The sequence below is a fragment of the Enteractinococcus helveticum genome (assembly GCF_001657475.1).
Taxonomy (GTDB): Bacteria; Actinomycetota; Actinomycetes; order Actinomycetales; family Micrococcaceae; genus Yaniella; species Yaniella helvetica.
In genome coordinates this window covers 184,955-202,118 of the sequence record NZ_LXEY01000018.1, presented here as the reverse complement: position 1 = coordinate 202,118, position 17,164 = coordinate 184,955, and the positions used below count along the sequence as shown (strand labels likewise).

General features: G+C 55.4%; 14 protein-coding genes. 3 read left to right on the top strand and 11 right to left on the bottom strand.

Going from position 1 to position 17,164, the window contains the following annotated elements:
• Positions 1-2 precede the first annotated feature (2 nt).
• The 4 genes from A6F49_RS07975 to hrcA all read right to left on the bottom strand — a co-directional run bounded on the left by A6F49_RS07975 (position 3) and on the right by hrcA (position 4,102).
• Positions 3-1,022 carry a PhoH family protein gene (locus A6F49_RS07975; protein ID WP_407643833.1) on the bottom strand — a complete coding sequence of 340 codons (1,020 nt, stop codon included), beginning with the start codon at positions 1,020-1,022 and terminating at the stop codon, positions 3-5.
• Between the two features lie 106 nt (positions 1,023-1,128).
• A complete protein-coding gene (locus A6F49_RS07970; RefSeq protein ID WP_043057964.1) occupies positions 1,129-1,878 on the bottom strand; it encodes a 16S rRNA (uracil(1498)-N(3))-methyltransferase in 750 nt (249 codons plus the stop codon).
• Positions 1,875-3,011 (bottom strand): molecular chaperone DnaJ, encoded by a 1,137-nt coding sequence (gene dnaJ / locus A6F49_RS07965; RefSeq protein WP_043057963.1) that lies wholly within the window; start codon positions 3,009-3,011, stop codon positions 1,875-1,877. Before dnaJ ends, A6F49_RS07970 begins: the two co-directional genes overlap by 4 nt.
• Before the next feature lie 80 nt (positions 3,012-3,091).
• A complete protein-coding gene (hrcA, locus tag A6F49_RS07960) occupies positions 3,092-4,102 on the bottom strand; it encodes a heat-inducible transcriptional repressor HrcA (RefSeq protein WP_043058027.1) in 1,011 nt (336 codons plus the stop codon).
• 160 nt (positions 4,103-4,262) lie between these two features.
• Between hrcA and A6F49_RS07955 the strand changes: the two genes are divergently transcribed.
• Both A6F49_RS07955 and A6F49_RS07950 read left to right on the top strand, forming a co-directional pair.
• On the top strand, positions 4,263-5,111 hold the full coding sequence (locus A6F49_RS07955; RefSeq protein WP_043057962.1) for a DUF3097 family protein: 849 nt from the start codon (positions 4,263-4,265) through the stop codon (positions 5,109-5,111).
• A gap of 123 nt (positions 5,112-5,234) precedes the next feature.
• Positions 5,235-5,624 (top strand): DUF4870 domain-containing protein, encoded by a 390-nt coding sequence (locus A6F49_RS07950; RefSeq protein WP_043057961.1) that lies wholly within the window; start codon positions 5,235-5,237, stop codon positions 5,622-5,624.
• Between the two features lie 12 nt (positions 5,625-5,636).
• On the opposite strand, the gene hemW is transcribed toward A6F49_RS07950, so the two are convergent.
• Both hemW and lepA read right to left on the bottom strand, forming a co-directional pair.
• The gene (hemW, locus tag A6F49_RS07945) at positions 5,637-6,893 is read right to left on the bottom strand and encodes a radical SAM family heme chaperone HemW (RefSeq protein WP_052504875.1); all 1,257 of its coding nucleotides are present in this window, start codon (positions 6,891-6,893) and stop codon (positions 5,637-5,639) included.
• Between the two features lie 3 nt (positions 6,894-6,896).
• Positions 6,897-8,738 carry a translation elongation factor 4 gene (gene lepA / locus A6F49_RS07940; protein ID WP_043057960.1) on the bottom strand — a complete coding sequence of 614 codons (1,842 nt, stop codon included), beginning with the start codon at positions 8,736-8,738 and terminating at the stop codon, positions 6,897-6,899.
• Positions 8,739-9,072: 334 nt separating this feature from the next.
• Here lepA and rpsT point away from each other — a divergent pair, with 334 nt between their 5' ends.
• Positions 9,073-9,339: a 30S ribosomal protein S20 gene (rpsT, locus tag A6F49_RS07935; protein WP_043057959.1), complete on the top strand. Its 267-nt coding sequence runs from the start codon at positions 9,073-9,075 to the stop codon at positions 9,337-9,339.
• 80 nt (positions 9,340-9,419) lie between these two features.
• Here the strand turns inward: rpsT and holA are convergent, their stop codons facing one another.
• The 5 genes from holA to leuS form a co-directional block, all read right to left on the bottom strand.
• Positions 9,420-10,418 (bottom strand): DNA polymerase III subunit delta, encoded by a 999-nt coding sequence (gene holA, locus A6F49_RS07930; protein WP_043057958.1) that lies wholly within the window; start codon positions 10,416-10,418, stop codon positions 9,420-9,422.
• A gap of 10 nt (positions 10,419-10,428) precedes the next feature.
• A complete protein-coding gene (locus tag A6F49_RS07925; protein ID WP_161485792.1) occupies positions 10,429-12,687 on the bottom strand; it encodes a ComEC/Rec2 family competence protein in 2,259 nt (752 codons plus the stop codon).
• A 227-nt stretch (positions 12,688-12,914) separates the two neighbouring features.
• Positions 12,915-13,595, bottom strand: coding sequence for a helix-hairpin-helix domain-containing protein (locus tag A6F49_RS07920; RefSeq protein ID WP_052504874.1), 681 nt, complete (start codon positions 13,593-13,595; stop codon positions 12,915-12,917).
• A gap of 96 nt (positions 13,596-13,691) precedes the next feature.
• Complete coding sequence (locus tag A6F49_RS07915) at positions 13,692-14,657, bottom strand: DegV family protein (protein WP_043057956.1); 966 nt, start codon at positions 14,655-14,657, stop codon at positions 13,692-13,694.
• A 7-nt stretch (positions 14,658-14,664) separates the two neighbouring features.
• Positions 14,665-17,157, bottom strand: coding sequence for a leucine--tRNA ligase (gene leuS, locus A6F49_RS07910; RefSeq protein ID WP_043057955.1), 2,493 nt, complete (start codon positions 17,155-17,157; stop codon positions 14,665-14,667).
• Positions 17,158-17,164: the final 7 nt, after the last annotated feature.

Genomic DNA, 17,164 nt, shown 5'->3' with positions numbered 1-17,164 from the left:
CTTTACCGATTTCGATTCCGGCCGGATCGTTGTGGACGTGAAGGTTCGGGTTGATAGCGATCGTAGGCATCGACAATCTTTGAGACCAGATCGTGGCGAACCACATCTGAAGATTTCAATTCAATGATGGCGATGTCATCAATGCCCTGGAGGAAATCCACGGCTTGAGCCAGACCCGAGTCAGTTCCGCGAGGCAGGTCGATCTGGGAGGCATCACCGGTAATGACCATATGAGAGTTGAATCCCAGCCTAGTGAGGAACATTTTCATTTGTTCTGCCGACGTGTTCTGGGCTTCATCCAGGATTATGAACGCGTCGTTCAAGGTGCGTCCACGCATATAGGCCAATGGTGCCACTTCGATGGTGCCGACTTCGATCAGGTGTGGGATGGAGTCTGGTTCGACCATTTCATGCAGCGCATCGTACAGCGGGCGCAGATAGGGGTCGATTTTCTCACTGAGTGTACCTGGCAAGAAACCCAACGACTCCCCGGCTTCTACTGCAGGTCGGGTGAGAATAATTCGGTTGACTTGCCGGGTATGCAACGCTTGAACAGCTTTGGCCATGGCCAAATACGTCTTTCCAGTACCCGCCGGGCCGATCCCAAACACCACGGTGTTGTTGTTGATCGCGTTGACATACGCTTTTTGGTTTTCAGTCTTCGGGCGGATCTTCTTACCCTGCGCTGAGACGATCAGCTCGGCAGGCATGCTCATGGTTATGTCATCGGGGTAGGCGCGAACCCCTGCGATGGTTGCCTCAATAATTTCTGGGCCTACTGTTGTGCCTGCACCGGCGACAGATTGTAGATCATGGACAATCTTGACGACTTCAGCCACATCTTCTGGGGCACCTGAGATGTCGAGCTGCTGGTCTCGTACCAGTAGCTTCAGGTCCGGATACACGCCTTCAAGGACACGAAGCAGCATGTCTTGTGGACCAAATGTTTGCACCATGGCGGCCGGAGTGGTGAATGTGATGGTCTTGCGCCTTGTGTGATCGGGTTGAGTGTGTTCTGTCAGGTCGACTCCATTACTCGTTTGTGCTGTGGCATCCAGTCTATGTGGTCACTAGCGCATGGTCTATCTTTGTGCAGGATCCGTATGGGGTTTTACAGGCTGGCTCGGTTTACCAACGCTTCAGGAGCTGGTTTAGCAAGGTGATGGCTACCGGTCCGGCAGTAGATGAACGAAGGACGTTGTGGCCGATTTTCACTGCGGTGCCACCAGCTTGTTCAATAGCAGCCAGCTCCTCTGGTGCCACCCCGCCTTCCGGTCCCACCACGATATGAAACATCTGGACACCTGACGTCAGGGCGACTGCGTCATCGATATTCGTTATGCCATCTTCGTGCAGTACGACAATATACTGGCCGTTTTCAGGATCATGCAACGTAGCGACCTCTGTCGTGACCAGAGGGTCCATGAGGTCGGGGATTATGGCGCGACGCGACTGCTGAGCAGCTGCCTGAAGTTTCGAGCGCCATTTCCCTAACATTTTCTCAGCGCGGTCTGTACGAATGCGAACTATTGAACGCTGGGCTTGCCACGGTGTCACGGCATCGACGCCCAGCTCGGTGGCCATCTCAGCAGCCAAAAGATCACGATCAGCTTTGGCTAAGGCTTGTACCAAATTGATGCGCACACTGGGCTGCGGCTCAATACTGACCTGGGTGACCCGAATTTGCGTGTTCCGAGGATCGGCAGTTTGGATTACCCCTTCGGCCAGAGTCCCGGCACCGTCGGATACCAGCACCGGGTCATTGGCTTGCAGGCGTTGTGAACGAATCGCGTGACCAGATGTCGCCTCATCAAGACTGACGAGATCATCGATGCGGATCCCGCTTGCTTGAGGACTATAGAACAGTGGGTGTGTCACGATTCATCATGCGAGAACATGTTGTCGATCCCGGATTTCAGACGCGAAAAGAAACCTCGAGACTCCACCTGTCCGTTGGCAATGTCCTCGGCACGAAGTTCAGCCAGCTGGGTGAGCAACTCGCGCTGTTCGTCATTCAATTTTGTCGGCGTCGAGACGTTGAGGGTGATCTTCATATCACCACGACCGCTGCCCTGAAGTCGTGAGGCACCCAGATTCCGCAACGTCACGACGTAGCCGGTTTGGGTTCCAGGTTCTACGGTGAAGGCTTGTTCCCCGTCGAAAGTGTCAATCTTGATTTCCGTACCTAGCGCAGCAGCGGTCATCGGAACGGTCACTGTCGCATGCAGGTTGTCGCCCTGGCGGGTAAAGACCTCGTGCTCACGGACTCGAATCTCAAGGTAGAGGTCGCCGTTTGGTCCACCTGCCACCCCAGCTTCACCTCGTCCGGCCAGTTGAATTCGCGTGCCGTCACGGACACCGGCTGGGATTTTGACGGTGAAGGACACCCGCTCGCGTACGCGGCCCTGGCCGGAACACTGCCCACATGGATCGGTGATGACATCGCCGTAACCCCGACAGGTTGGGCAGGTTTCTGTGGTCATCATGCGCCCCAGGATTGAATCCACTGGACGCGAGATCTGTCCGGCACCGCGACAGGTGGTACATGTTTCTGGATGCGTACCAGGTTCCATCGCAGAACCATCACAGCGCTCACAGCGGACTGCCGTTTCAACCTCAATGGTTTTTTCTGTGCCGAAGACTGCTTCTTCAAGATCGATATGTGTCGCAATCAGAGCATCTTGACCACGACGTGCGCGGGATGCCGGGCCAGCACCTGCTCCCCCACCAAAAAAGGTTTCGAAGATGTCGGAGAATCCACCAAAACCGCCGCCACCGAAACCACCTGCACGTCGACCATCTTCGTGGCCGGTGGCGTCATAGTTCTGCCGTTTTTCGGCGTTTGATAGCACTTCATAGGCGTGCGTGACAGACTTGAATTGCTCTGCGGCTTCTTCGGACGGGTTGTGATCCGGGTGCAGTTCGCGGGCCTTTTTGCGATAGGCCTTTTTGATCTCTTGTTCTGTGGCGTTACGGTCAACACCCAGGATCTGGTAATAATCTTGTGCCACTTGTTGGTCGTGTTCCTTTCAGTTCAAGCATCGGGAGCTTGAAACCGTGTTCTGGTCAGAGTCTATTATCCGGTCATGAGCTAACTAGACAAAATCCTAGACAGGTACCGAGCGATAGCTCGCACGGCCGACATCGTCGAGGGATAGTCCATTCGGGTGGGTCCGACGACGCCAATTTTTGCCGCATCACCAGGTCCGTAACCTGCCGCTACAACCGAGGTGTCACCCAACGAACCGAAGTTTTCGTCGCCAATCCGCACCGATAAGCCGTGCACATCGTTTTCCATTTCGGTCAACAGTTTCAAGAGCACAACCTGTTCTTCCAGGGCTTCAAGAATCGGACCAATGGAATGGCTAAAGTCCTGTGGAGAACGGGCCAGATTGGCAGTCCCCGCTAACAAGATGCGATCCCGGTGTCCTGCTTCGGCCAACAACTGCACAGCGTTGCCAAGGGCGCGGACCAGTGACTGGTGTTCTTGTGGGATTGCGGCATGCACATCAGCCAATGCCTGCGAGAGGTTATACGGGCTGACGTTGTCCAGATACTTCATAAATACCTGAGCTAAGACATCTAAGGTCGGCTGATCCACGACTTCATTGAGATAGACCACCCTCTGATCCACCCGTCCTGTTGAAAGAATCAACACAGCTAACATGCGGTCTTCTGATAGCAACACGAACTCAACGCGTCGAATGACTGAAGAATCCATGTGAGGGTACTGAATGACGGCGACCTGGCGGGTCAGCTGCGATAGGACTTGCACCGTGGCGGCCATCATGTCATCGATACCATCGGAGTTGTCGAGCAGCCGTTGGACTGCACGCTTCTCGGCAATGGAAAGTGGTCGAACCTCTGAGATTCGGTCGACAAAGTAGCGATAGCCTTTATCGGTTGGGATGCGACCTGAGGACGTGTGTGGAGCTGCGATGAGCCCTTCATCTTCGAGCTCGGCCATGTCATTTCGAACCGTCGCTGAAGAGACCCCGAGGTTATGTCGTTCCACTAAAGCTTTTGAACCGACAGGCTCCCGGGAGGCCACGTAGTCTTCCACAATGGCTTGTAGAACTTTCATTCGACGTGGTTGATCAATCATTTACCCTCCCCCAGAAAGTTAGCACTGTCGATAGCATAGTGCTAATGTTAGCTGGATTTTTTCGACGGTGGCAGCACTCAACGGATGTTCTTCGCTGTTGACTGATCAAGCTTTGATACCCTCGGAGAGCCAAGACCAAAGAAAGAGATACACAATCATGAACTGGGACCAGTGGGGACCAACGGAGATGACCCGCACAGGCCAGCGTTCAGCACCGAAACAGGTCGCCGCTGCACGCGGTCTGGTGGTTGAAGATGCCGCATCGGGTTTTACCGGGGCGGTGGTGCGCGTAGAGAAATCTGGTGGAGTACACCTGGTCGTTCTAGAAGGCCGCAAGGGCGTAACTCGATCGTTCCCGTTAGGGCTAGGTTTTATGATTGATGGCTCCGCAGTCAATCTTGTGGTGCCGACCCAACAACAACCATCGCGTCCCACTCGCACCGCATCTGGTTCCCGTGCCGTAGCGTCACGACGCGCAGCAGTCGCCAAAGCTTCCAGAATTTGGGTGGAAGGTATTCATGATGCCGAACTCGTAGAGAAAATCTGGGGAGATGACCTTCGCGTCGAGGGCATCGTCGTGGAACCATTGCACGGTATTGATGATCTCTCTGGAGCAGTAAAACAGTTCCAGCCCGGACCAAAACGACGGCTAGCGGTGCTATTAGACCATTTGGTGGATGGATCAAAAGAACAGCGGATTGCCGCAGAGGCCATGAAGGCCTCTGGTGCCAAAGACAACGTGTTAATCGTGGGCCACCCGTATGTTGATATCTGGCAGGCGGTCAAACCCGAAGTCATTGGTATTCGTGCATGGCCAAAAATCCCCCGCAATGAAGACTGGAAAACCGGTATGCTTGCTCGGTTGGGTTTACCTCACCAAACACCTGCTGATATTGGGCTGGGATGGAAAAAGATTTTGTCTCGAGTCAGTAGCTTTAAAGACCTTGAAGCCGACCTCCTGGGCCGGGTGGAACACATGATCGATTTCGTCACCGTCCACGATTAGCAGAATTCGGCGTGCTCGGTGTTGTTCTGCCCGGGCGCAGGGTGAAACAGCATTAGACTGTTGTTAACTTGTCACCTCTAGCGCATGAATATCAGCTAAACCACAATGCAAAGGATACCCGCCGTGTCACAAACCCCTGGCACCTCAGGTTATGGCCGTAATACCACCTCGCGTGGTCCACTTACACCATCTGAAGACCGGCAATGGGCGACCGTTGCTCATTTCGGGGCGTTCTTGGGCTTTGTGCCATCGTTGGTGATATTTGTTGTGTTCCGATCTCGTGGCCCGTTTTGCGAACAAGAGTCCAAAGAAGCACTCAACTTCACCCTCCCCTTGACGATCGTTGCTCTGGCCATGAATATCCTGGCGTTCCTCCCCGTGATGGGCGCTATTTTTGGGGTGGTCGCGGTGTTGCTGTGGCTGTTCATGACAATTTCGGGCGTCATTGCGGGCATCGAGGTCAATAAGGGTCGGCCCTACCGCTACCCTTTCAATCTGCGGATCATCCGCTAGTCAACTCAGATCCTAAAACCCGGCAAGCTGTCGGGTGATCGCGTCATCAAGCAAACGCCCCTTAAGGGTCGGCACAATTCTGCCGTCTTCTAGTGCTGCTGTCTGGATCAAGCCCTGATCTGCTAGGCGTCGGGTTTCGGCCAGTGCCTCCTGTGCTTCAGACTCTGACTGTGCTGTCAGCACCGATAATTCGAGGCCTTCGGAGAGCCGCACGCCCAGCATGATTTTTTCTAGCAGTCGTGCCTCATCGTCGGGAATTTCGCGACCGATTGCTGGCGAAATGTTGTCCAGAACGCGTGAGGCATAAGCTGCTGGGTGCTTGGCATTCCACCAGCGCACACCGGCCACATGCGAATGCGCTCCGGGGCCAATCCCCCACCAGTCTTGGTCTCGCCAGTAGGCGAGGTTGTGTTGGGACTGATGAATGCCTTGTTCCTGCGGATCGTAGGCCCAGTTGGATATTTCATACCAACGGTATCCGGCTGTGGTGAGACGCTCTTCGGTGGCAAGATATTTATCTGCCTGATCATCTGGATCGGTGTTCGGGTAAACACCGCGTCGAATTTGGGCTGCAAGTTTGGTGCCTTCTTCGACGATGAGTCCATAGGCAGAAACGTGGTCCGGGCGTACGGCCAGGACGGCGTCGAGCGACTGGTGCCAGTCCGTAATGGACTCCCCTGGTGTGCCAAAGATTAGGTCCAGTGACAAGTCCAAGTTCGCATCGCGTATCCATGCTGCGGCCGCGTGGACATTGTCTGGGTTGTGAGTCCGCTCCAAGACTTGGAGCACATGGGATACCGAAGACTGCATTCCCATCGAAATCCTGTTGAAGCCGCCCTCGGCGAGTATCTGCACAGCTTCTGCGGACAACGAGTCAGGGTTAGCTTCTGTGGTGATCTCAGCCCCTGGTTCGATGCCAAAGAGTTCCCTGGCACGCTGAAGAATTCGATTGAGATCTTGGGCTGCCAGCAATGTGGGGGTTCCGCCACCGTAAAACACCGAATGCAGCGGCTTGGCGTCTACCCCAGATTGTTCTAGGGCGTCGGCTGCAAATTCCAATTCCTTTATCGCGGTGTCAGCGTAGCTTTCGTGCGAGGCACCGGGTCCCAGATCGGGTGAAATATAGGTATTGAAATCACAGTAGCCGCATCGGCTGACGCAGAACGGCACATGCACGTACAGTGAAAAAGTCCGATCTGTGTCATTAGCAGCCGGTGCAACGAATTCCGGGAGCACCCCGGTGGTAGGTGGAGTATCGGTTTGACTCAAGGTCTACTTGCTATCCGTATCTGTTGAGAGAGCGGCGATGAAGGCTTCTTGAGGCACTTCGACGGTGCCGACCATCTTCATGCGCTTCTTGCCTTCTTTTTGTTTCTCGAGCAGCTTGCGTTTACGCGAGATGTCGCCGCCATAACATTTCGAGAGCACGTCTTTGCGGATCGCTCGGATATTCTCGCGAGCGATAATCCGTGATCCAATAGCGGCTTGGATGGGCACTTCGAATTGTTGTCGTGGAATGAGCTCTTTGAGCTTCGAGGTCATCTTGACGCCATAGGAATATGCGTGATCACGGTGGGTAATCGCCGAGAACGCATCCACGGTGTCGCCTTGCAATAAGATGTCGACCTTGACCAGGTCGGCCACCTGTGAACCTTGTCGCTGCCAGTTCAGGGAAGCATAGCCCTTGGTGCGGGACTTCAATAGGTCAAAGTAGTCGAAGACGATTTCTGCCAGCGGGATCCAGTAGCGGATCTCAACGCGTTCTTCGGATAGGTAATCCATGCCGTCAAGCTGACCGCGTTTACTCTGCGACAGTTCCATCACGGCGCCGATGAATTCCGATGGGACGATAATGGTCGCCATCGCCATGGGTTCTTCGACTTCCATGATCTTTCCTTCAGGAAACTCCGAAGGGTTCGTCACGCGTACCACCGTGCCATCTTCGGTGGTGACGTTATAGATAACGTTTGGTGCCGTCGAGATCAGATCGAGGTTGTATTCACGCTCAAGTCGTTCACGGACGATTTCCAAGTGCAGTAAGCCGAGGAAACCTACACGGAAACCGAAGCCAAGTGCAACGGAGGTTTCCGGCTCGTAGCTCAGTGCGGCGTCGTTGAGCTGCAATTTTTCTAAAGCTTCTCGGAGTGCCGGGTAGTCCGATCCGTCGATCGGATACAGGCCGGAAAACACCATAGGTTGCGGTTCACTGTATCCACCGATGGGTTCTTCGGCGGGTTTGTTCTTCGTGGTGACGGTGTCACCGACTTTTGATTCAGAGACGTCTTTGACACCGGTGATCAGGTAACCGACTTCTCCCACGCCCAGACCTTTACCAGGAATGGCCACGGGCGAATAGACACCGGTTTCTTGGAGCTCGTATTCAGCCCCAGTGGCCATCATCCGGATTCCCTCACGAGGAGTGAGCTTGCCATCAACCATCCGGACATAAGTAATGACTCCGCGGTAGGTGTCATAGATCGAGTCAAAGATCATAGCGCGCGCTGGCGCATCGACGTTCCCAGACGGCGCAGGGACAGCACCAACCACGCGGTCGAGTAGAGCTTCGACACCTTCACCGGTCTTACCAGAGACTCGCAGAACGTCATCTGGATCGACACCGATCAGATTGGCGATCTCGAGCGCATAGCGCTCCGGATCTGCTGCAGGCAGGTCGATTTTATTGAGAACAGGGATGATCTCAAGATCATGCTCCATGGCCATATAGAGGTTTGCCAGCGTCTGGGCTTCGATACCCTGCGCGGCGTCCACTAGCAAAATTGCCCCTTCACAGGCGGCCAAGGATCGTGATACTTCGTAGGCGAAGTCGACGTGCCCGGGGGTGTCGATCATATTGAGAATGTAGTCTTGGCCATCGACTTGCCATGGCATGCGCACGGCTTGAGATTTGATGGTGATCCCGCGTTCGCGTTCGATGTCCATGCTGTCAAGGAACTGATTTTGCATGTCGCGTGGCGCAACCACGTTGGTGTTTTGCAGCATGCGGTCTGCAAGGGTGGATTTGCCATGGTCAATATGCGCGACGATACAAAAGTTCCGAATAACCGATGGATCGGTAGAACCGGGCTGAGGCGGGTTGGACGCCACTGGCGACACGTGCACCATCCTTCTCGTGTACATTGGCTGCAGGTCAAACCGGTTGCAGCGCAACTAAATTTTCTTGTTGCACTATTGTTTCACGTTTCAGGGCCTGGAGCGACAACATATCGAGTATGGCCAGCTGCCTGGTAGCGAACAGCTGGGCGCGTCCTGCTGTTAGTCTGTGCAATTCGCTGTCTAGGTCAGAGTTTGATAGAATTACCCGCTGTGTGTCCGCGCAGGTCGACGGGCACTCTTGCCGGGGCTTTCCAAGGTGCCCCCACACCGCTCAGTCGCTTCGGCAGGAATACCCCTCAACGACCCACATTTTTCGAATGGATAGGACCAGTAATTGGCTAATCTGAAATCTTCAAAAAAGCGCGCGATCACGAACGAAAAACGTCGTGAACGCAACACTGCGATCAAGTCTGAACTGAAGACTGCGCTTCGCAAAGTCAACAAAGCCGTTGAGTCAGGCGATAAAGCCGCCGCTGAACAGGCTTTGACAGTTGCCGGCCGCAAGCTGGACAAGGCTGTGAGCAAGGGGGCTATCCATCGCAATAACGCTGCAAACCGTAAATCCGGTGCTGCAGCTCGCGTTAACGCTATGGATGCCTAAGTTCGAATAGAACAAAACACACGCGTTGAGGCCGTGACGATCATGATGATTGTCACGGCCTCAATTCTTTAATCCACCGTTCAACGGTGTTTGGCAAGACCTGCGACTTTAGTGACCATACGCTCGACTGCGAAGTCTGCATCACGTGCCTGGCCTTTGGCTTCAGCATCTGCCCTAGCGATCAGTTCGATGGCTCCGGCAATATTTACCGGTGTCCAATGCCGAGCTGTGGCGGTAACGCGTTGAGCTTGCCATGGAGCCATGCCCAGCGCCGAGGCGACTTGGCCGCCGGGCATTTTTGCATCAATAATCCGTGCTACCTGTCGAGCCTTCAGCGCAAATGATGCGCTGATGGCCACTGGCTGCACACCGGTTGCCAATGCATGGCGTAGTAAGGCGATGGCAGGTCCAAGCTGTCCGTCTAAGGCCGCGTCGGCGACTCTAAACGCGGTGGCTTGGACTCGACCTCCGTAGTATTTTTCGACGATCTCCACGCTGATGGTGCCTTCGGTGTCGGCGATCAACTGGCTCGCAGCAGCGGCGAGCTCTCCAAGGTCTTGGCCAATGGCATCAGCTAAGGAGCGAATGGCGTCTGGGTCGATTTTCCGACGGGCGTTTCGGAATTCTGTCTGCAAAAATTCCATTCTGTCCCGATCGGATTTGATCGGTTTAGCCTCGACAAATTGACCCGTTTTCTTTAGTGCATCCAACAGGCGTTTGCCGCGTGTCCCACCACCGTGCAAGCCTAAAAACGTTACATCAGGGTTGGGATCTTGGAGATAGGCTAACCCATCAGTTAGAAAAGCGTCGGTCATCTTTTGCATGTCCGCAAAGACCAGCAACTTCTTCTCGCCAAATAGTGAGGGGCTTGCGAGGACTTGCAGCTCTCCAGTTTGATATTCGGCTGCTGAGAGATGATGGATTTCCGTGTCGGGCTCGTCTTTTCTCAGCTGCGATTTCACCGATTCGGTGACGGCCGAGTGAATGTATTCTTCGCTGCCCTGCACAAGGATTAGCGGGCTCACCATCACATTGCGCCAGGATGTATCAGAAGTTTTTGTGCGTCGAGTTGCGGCCATGATCTCGAGTCTATCGTTCTGCAGCAACCAATGCGTGACTGTGCTGAAACGTCACACCAAAGGTGCCGTCGAGATCCGTTCGGTGAAGTTGGATTCTTGGCCCCAACGCCTCTACTATGTCGTCGTGCGGGTGACCGTAGGTGTTGTCCTCCCCCACCCCGATCAGGGCCATCCTGGGGCTGGTATGTTCAATCAGGTCAGTTCCACCATTTTTTGCGCCGTGGTGTGACAATTTGAGAATATCGACATCCGCCGGGATGCGCTGTTCACCCAAGAGCTTTGCCGCAAGGTCTTCTTCAGCATCACCAGTAAACAGTGCGGTAATGGTCCCTCCGTGTCGGTAGATCTCCAGAAACAACACAATCGAGGCGTTGTTTTCGTTCTGAGCGGTCTTGTCCGCGCTTAGAATCGACCAGCGTACTTGCACCGCATGGTCTGGATCATGTCGTGCGTGATCAATCACGCCAACCACCGGTTGGTCTACCTGTCGAGCTGTGTCGGGCAGGTCCGTTGATGCTGGCGAATAGGTGTCATCCGAACCGGTTGAGAATATTATGTCCTGTGATGGGGCAATATCTAATAGGCCTTGTATTCCTCCCACATGATCTGCATGGAGGTGCGTCACGACGACGAGATCAAGATGTTCGACGCCTGCCGTGTCTAGGCACTGTCGGGCACGATCTGGATCCGGTCCAGTATCAATCACCATGGCCGAGTCGGATCCTGTGCGGATCAGGAACATATCGCCCTGGCCGACATCACAGCCGACAATGTCCCAATCGGCATCCACTGTCGTGGGTCGCATAGGCCAGAACGTCACGACGTGGGCAACGACTGCCACAACCACCAAACTCAACTGAATAATGTTGGCCATGGTGAGCCGCTGCTCTGCAGCGGTGAGGACGCCGAACCACCGTGCTTGGGGCGAATCAATTTTGACTGCTGGTTTTGAATGTCGTTGGCGGCGTAGGAGTTTTACCAAGACAATGCAGCTGGCGGTCCAGTGCAATACAATCAGCACGGTTCCTGCCAATCCTTCCGGCCAAGGAAGCATTGATCCGGGCAGGTCGGTAACACTGGTGGCGATCCAGCCGATGGCTGCTGTTGGTAGTGAAACGGCATGCAGTAAGACTTGCGCTATGCCAGGAGCCACGATGCATAATCCGGCAGCCACCGTGCCGGGAATAGTGATCATTGGCAACAGCGGCGTGGCCAAAAGGTTGGCGAGCAAAGAATATGGACTGACATAATCGATGAACGTTAGCAGCAGTGGTTGACAGGCCAGTTGTGCGGTTGCAGAGATTGCAAAAGAGGAGCTGAGCATCGTTGCCCAGAAGTTCGGAAGGACTTTCTCCAGAATCGGGCGGCACCAGGCCTCGAGTGGCTGAGCACCCAGCACAATTCCTGCTGTGGCTGCCACAGATAATTGAAAGCCGACCTCGTGTATCAGTTCCGGCGACATTGTGAGGATGACGATGGTTGATAATGCCAAGATCGGTAGTGCTTGAGATCCGCGACCATAAAACAGGGCCCACGCGCCGATGGCGCCCATGGTTGCGGCGCGAATAATGGACGGCTGCATTCCTACAATTTGAACAAACAACACCAACGTGGCCAGGAATGCCGCGATAACAACGGAACGCGGCAGACGTAGGCTGCGAAATAATATGGTTGCTGCCGATGCGATCAGTGACGTGTGAGCGCCTGAAACCGCCGAGAGATGACTCAGACCCGATACTTTCATCGCGTGGTCGATTTGTTCTGACTGTTGAGACCGGTCTCCGAGAATGAGCCCGGGTAGGAGTTCTGGGGCGAAGCTGATGGTCTGATTGGCTTGGGTTCGCAGTGTTTCTCGAAGCGTATCGCGGCCGGTTATCGTTGGTTCACTCGCCCCGTGGGCGCAACTGCCAGGTTGTATTGCTGCGGTGGCTTGAACAAATACTGATGATTCATTGTCTGTGACGCGACCGATGAAACACGCTTGGTCTTCGGCTGCCAGGTCATTCCAACTATGGTCCCCGGAAATTACGATCTTAGCTGGGTGGGGTGTGAGGACAAGGTCTTTGCCAAAGGCTTCGACATCGGCGGTGACAAACCAACTGGTGCCAAATGGTCCATCGCGTTTCACGGGGTCGGTGGCTAGACGCACGGACATTCGTGCGGTGCCCAAGGTGTCAATAAAGTCCAACCAGCCGGAGGCTTCGGCTGTTGTCTGTTGATGCTGCACCATCACTGCTGCAGGAGTCGCAGTCCAGCACGCAATCGACATGAGAAGTACACCCTGGACGATGCGTCTGCCACGTGACTTCCGGAAACACACAACAACAAGCAACGTCACCACACCTGTGATACCAAGAATCCACGGGACTCGTTGTACCCATTCAATAGGTAGTTCAGGCCCGATAAAACATAAGGCGACGGTAAGGACTGCGGCAGGAAGCAGTCGTATATCAATGGGGGCAGCAATATCATCGGGTTTAATGTGGTCCTGCTGCATTACCAGGTCACAAGCCCATCGAGTCGTTCTAAGGTGGCGGGGCCGATACCGGAAACGGCTTCAAGGTCTGATAATTGTGCAAAAGCTCCGTGTTGTTCCCGATGGGCGATGATCTTTTCTGCAGTCGCGGGACCAACACCCGGTAAGGTTTCCAGTTCTGTGGAATCAGCTGTATTGAGGTTGACCGTGGCATTGTTGCCGGCTGGTCCCGTCCCACCAGCGGCCGGTGGGTTTGCTGGTGTTGCAGCGGTGCTTTGGCGATCGGGTACCAAAATATACTCACCATCATTGACGATCGCGGCGAGATTTAATGCATCCAGCTGTGCTTCGTCGGTTGGTCCACCGGCGCTCTCAATGGCATCAATGACTCTGGCAGTGGGTTCAAGTTCAACTATGCCGGGCTGTTGTACTTCGCCTGCGACATGGACGACGAGTAGTTCGTTTGGTGTCTCCTCAAAAACCGATGCATCATCAGAGGGTGAATCAAATGGTTCTGGCTCAGTGTTGTTGACGGTGAGGGCGGAGTCTGGTGTGGCCTCATGGTCAGTCGTAAGCCACCGAAAGCCCAGGACCGTCAGGATAATAACGATCACCATGAGCACAGCCGATAATGCGATCTTGGTACGCCAGATCGGCGCTTGTCGCGATGACTCGATGGGTTCGGCCAGATGTTTTGCCATACCATCTAGCGTGCAGACTGTGACGTCTACTGACGGAAGCTACCCCAGGCATTGTGGATAGGAGGGCTCTGATGACGCTTGCTGGGGATAACCGATCTAGGCGGTGCCGTAGCTGGCATAGTCGAGGTCTGGGCTCATGGAGACCCCAAGTGCACCCAAGCCTAAGTGGGCGGCAAGGACGGCGGGTAAACGCACGACAGGGACTGGCATCGAAGAGTGCTCTTGGAGTTCGGCTGCGATCTGGTGGGCAGTGTCGTAGTCGCCGTAGGACTGCACGCTGAGTCGAACGGGTGGTGGGACCGAGGTGGCAATATCGGTGATGATCGACAGTGCTTTGACTTCACTACGCGGCCGGTCAAGCAGTTCGATGGCGCCGTCGTTGAGTTGCATGACCGGACGTACCTGCAGCAGCTGTCCCAGGATGCCGGCCAATGCTGAGATACGACCACCTTTGCGCAGGGTTTCCAGGTTTGGGACGGTAAAGACCGTCTGCCCCACCTGGGTCTGTCGAGTGGCGATATTGGCTAGGTATTGCGGTGAGAGACCTAATCGGGTGCGGATCAGCACGTCCAGCACAGCATTTCCCAACGATAGGCCAGCGTTATGCGAATCCAGGACTGTCACAGGAATCGACGAGGTCTGAGCAGCCACGCGTGCGGCGTCCGTAGTGCCGGATAATTTTGACGACAGGTGGATCGACAGAATGTGGCCATAGCCTTGTTCTGCGATGTGTTTATACAGGGCAGAGAATTGGCCTGGTGACGGGCGCGAAGTACGCAGTGCGGTGCCGGATGCCAGGGCGATGGACAGATCGTGGTGAAGCGTGTCGTCGTCCTCGTTATAAATCTGATCACCGATCATCACCGGAATGGGGATGATAAATAGCTCTGATCCGTTGGGTAATTTGTGGACTTCATCGGGTAGGGCTGCTGAGGTGTCGGTGACAATGGCCACCCGGTCGCGTCGCTGCGGTTTGATGTAGCGTGCCCAACCGACCGCTTCGCTGCGTACTTCACGCGAGCGAACGGTCAGTCGGGCGATCCACGGGGCAATTTCGGTCATGGTGGGGTTAGCCCACCACGAAGTTCACGAGCTTGCCTTTGACCACAATGACTTTGCGAATCTGTTGATCGCCGATGGCGCGCTGCACATTTTGTGAGTCGCGTGCCATGGTTTCCAGGTCCTGTTCGGAAATATCGGCGGGGACTTCGAAGCGGTCGCGCAATTTGCCTTGGACTTGGGCGATGACGGTGATCTTGTCTTCGACCAGCAGGGATTCATCGACGTTGAGCCAGGTCGACCGGGACACTGATGGTTCATGGCCCAGCATGGCCCACATGTCTTCGGCGGTGTATGGAGCCACCAGTGACAGCAATTGGGCAACTACTTCGGCTGCCTCACGTACTGCCGGATCGGCGGCCCCGGCACCATTGTCGATTTCCTTACGGGTGGCGTTGACCAATTCCATGGTGCGGGCAATGACCACGTTGAACTTCTGGTCGTCCAACAGGCCCTGGGCTTCGTGGACGATCTTATGGGTGGTCTGGCGCAGTGCTAATGCCCCGGTGGATGGGTCGGTGCCGGCTGCTGAGTCAGCGTACTGAACTTCTTGGGCCAGACGCCAAGCACGGGCCAGGAATTTCAGGGAGGCGCCGGGTGCGACGTCGGCCCAGTCGATGTCGTCTTCTGGTGGTGAGGCAAATACCATGGTCAGTCGGATGGCGTCGACCCCGAATTCATCGAGTTGTACACCTAAATCGACACCGTTACCGAGTGATTTGGACATCGCTTTGCCGCCGTTGAGCACTTGGCCCTGGTTGAGCAATCGTGCGAATGGTTCGGTGAAGCTGACCAGTCCCATGTCGTAGAGGGCTTTGGTGAAGAAGCGCGAGTAGAGCAGGTGCAGGATCGCGTGTTCAACACCGCCGACGTATTGGTCCACTGGCGCCCAGCGATCCAGGCGGTCGCGGTCCCAGACTTGTTCGCTGTTATTGGAGTCGGTAAAGCGCATGTAGTACCAGGATGAGTCCACGAAGGTGTCCATGGTGTCGGTGTCACGGGTGGCGGCACGGCCACAGGTCGGGCATTCGACGTTGACCCAGTCTTCGGCAGCTTCCAGTGGCGATTTGCCCTTGGGCGCCAACTGTTGACCGTGTAGGTCGGTTGGCAGCTGGACTGGCAGTTGGTCGGCAGGCACGGGGACCAGGCCACAGTCATCACAGTGGATGATCGGAATGGGGGTCCCCCAGAAACGCTGGCGAGATAGCAGCCAGTCACGCAGGCGGTAGTTGACCGAGGCTTCGCCGGTGCCTTTGGCAGCCAGCAGCTCGATAGCTTTGTCGATCGCGGCTTGTCCGGACAGGCCATCCAGTTGGCCAGAGTTGATGTTGGTGCCGGTCTCGGTGGTGGCAAGCCCGGTGTCTTCGGGGTTGTCTTCACCGGTATCAACCACCGTGCGTACCGGTAGGTCCATGGCACGGGCAAAGTCCATGTCGCGCTGATCGTGGGCAGGAACCGCCATGATCGCACCGGTACCGTAGTCGGCCAGTACATAATCGGAGGCCCAGACGGGGACGCGTTCACCGGAGAGCGGGTTGATGCCGTAGCGACCCAAAAAGACGCCGGTCTTTGGTCGGTCAGCTGACTGGCGGTCGATATCGGAAACGTGTTTGAGTTCTTCGCGATAGCTGGCCAGGGCTTCGGCGTGGTCTTCGGTGACCAGTTCTTCGGCCAGATCAGCATCGGCGGCCACCACCATGAAAGTTGCCCCGTACAGCGTGTCCGGACGGGTCGTGTAGACCTCAATCTCGGGGCCGTCTTCGATCGCAAAGGTCACGGTCGCGCCGGTGGATTTACCAATCCAGTTGCGCTGCATGTTCAGCACGCGCTCTGGCCACTGGCCTTCCAACGCGTCCATGTCTTGCAGCAGGCGTTCGGCGTAGTCGGTGATCTTGAAGTACCACTGTTCCAGGGCCTTCTTGGTCACTTCGGTGCCACAGCGTTCGCACGCGCCGTCAACAACCTGCTCGTTAGCCAGCACGGTTTGGTCTTTGGGGCACCAGTTGACCTGGGATTTTTTGCGGTAGGTTAAGCCGCGTTCATAAAACTTCAGAAATAGCCACTGAGTCCACTTGTAATATTCGGGATCAGAGGTGTGCAGGATGGTGTCCCAGTCGACTGAAATCGCATAGCGTTCGAACGAGGAGCGCTGCGTGGCGATGTTGTTATAGGTCCATTCGGCCGGGTGGGCATCGCGGGCAATCGCGGCGTTTTCGGCGGGCAGACCAAAGGAGTCCCAGCCAATGGGGTGCAACACATCGTAGCCGCGCAGCATCCAGTAGCGGGAGACGACGTCGCCCATGGCAAATGCCTCAGCGTGGCCCATGTGTAGGTCACCAGAGGGGTAGGGGAACATATCCAGCACGTAGCGGCGGGGGCGTTTACCGTCGTCGGCGGCTTTGAAAGTCTTGTTCTTTTCCCAATAGCCGGCCCAGCGCTTCTCGATGGCTGCAAACGAATATTCTTCACGCTCGGTTGCGGCTTGCTTCGATGTGTTCGTCACGATGTCC

What these genes read in the sequence shown, in the direction of transcription:
- A6F49_RS07955 (WP_043057962.1), top strand. Translation starts at nt 4,263, where the DNA reads ATGAACTGGGACCAGTGGGGACCAACGGAGATGACCCGCACAGGCCAG.
- holA (WP_043057958.1), bottom strand. Translation starts at nt 10,418, where the DNA reads ATGGCCGCAACTCGACGCACAAAAACTTCTGATACATCCTGGCGCAAT.
- A6F49_RS07925 (WP_161485792.1), bottom strand. Translation starts at nt 12,687, where the DNA reads ATGTCGATTGCGTGCTGGACTGCGACTCCTGCAGCAGTGATGGTGCAG.
- A6F49_RS07920 (WP_052504874.1), bottom strand. Translation starts at nt 13,595, where the DNA reads ATGGCAAAACATCTGGCCGAACCCATCGAGTCATCGCGACAAGCGCCG.
- A6F49_RS07915 (WP_043057956.1), bottom strand. Translation starts at nt 14,657, where the DNA reads ATGACCGAAATTGCCCCGTGGATCGCCCGACTGACCGTTCGCTCGCGT.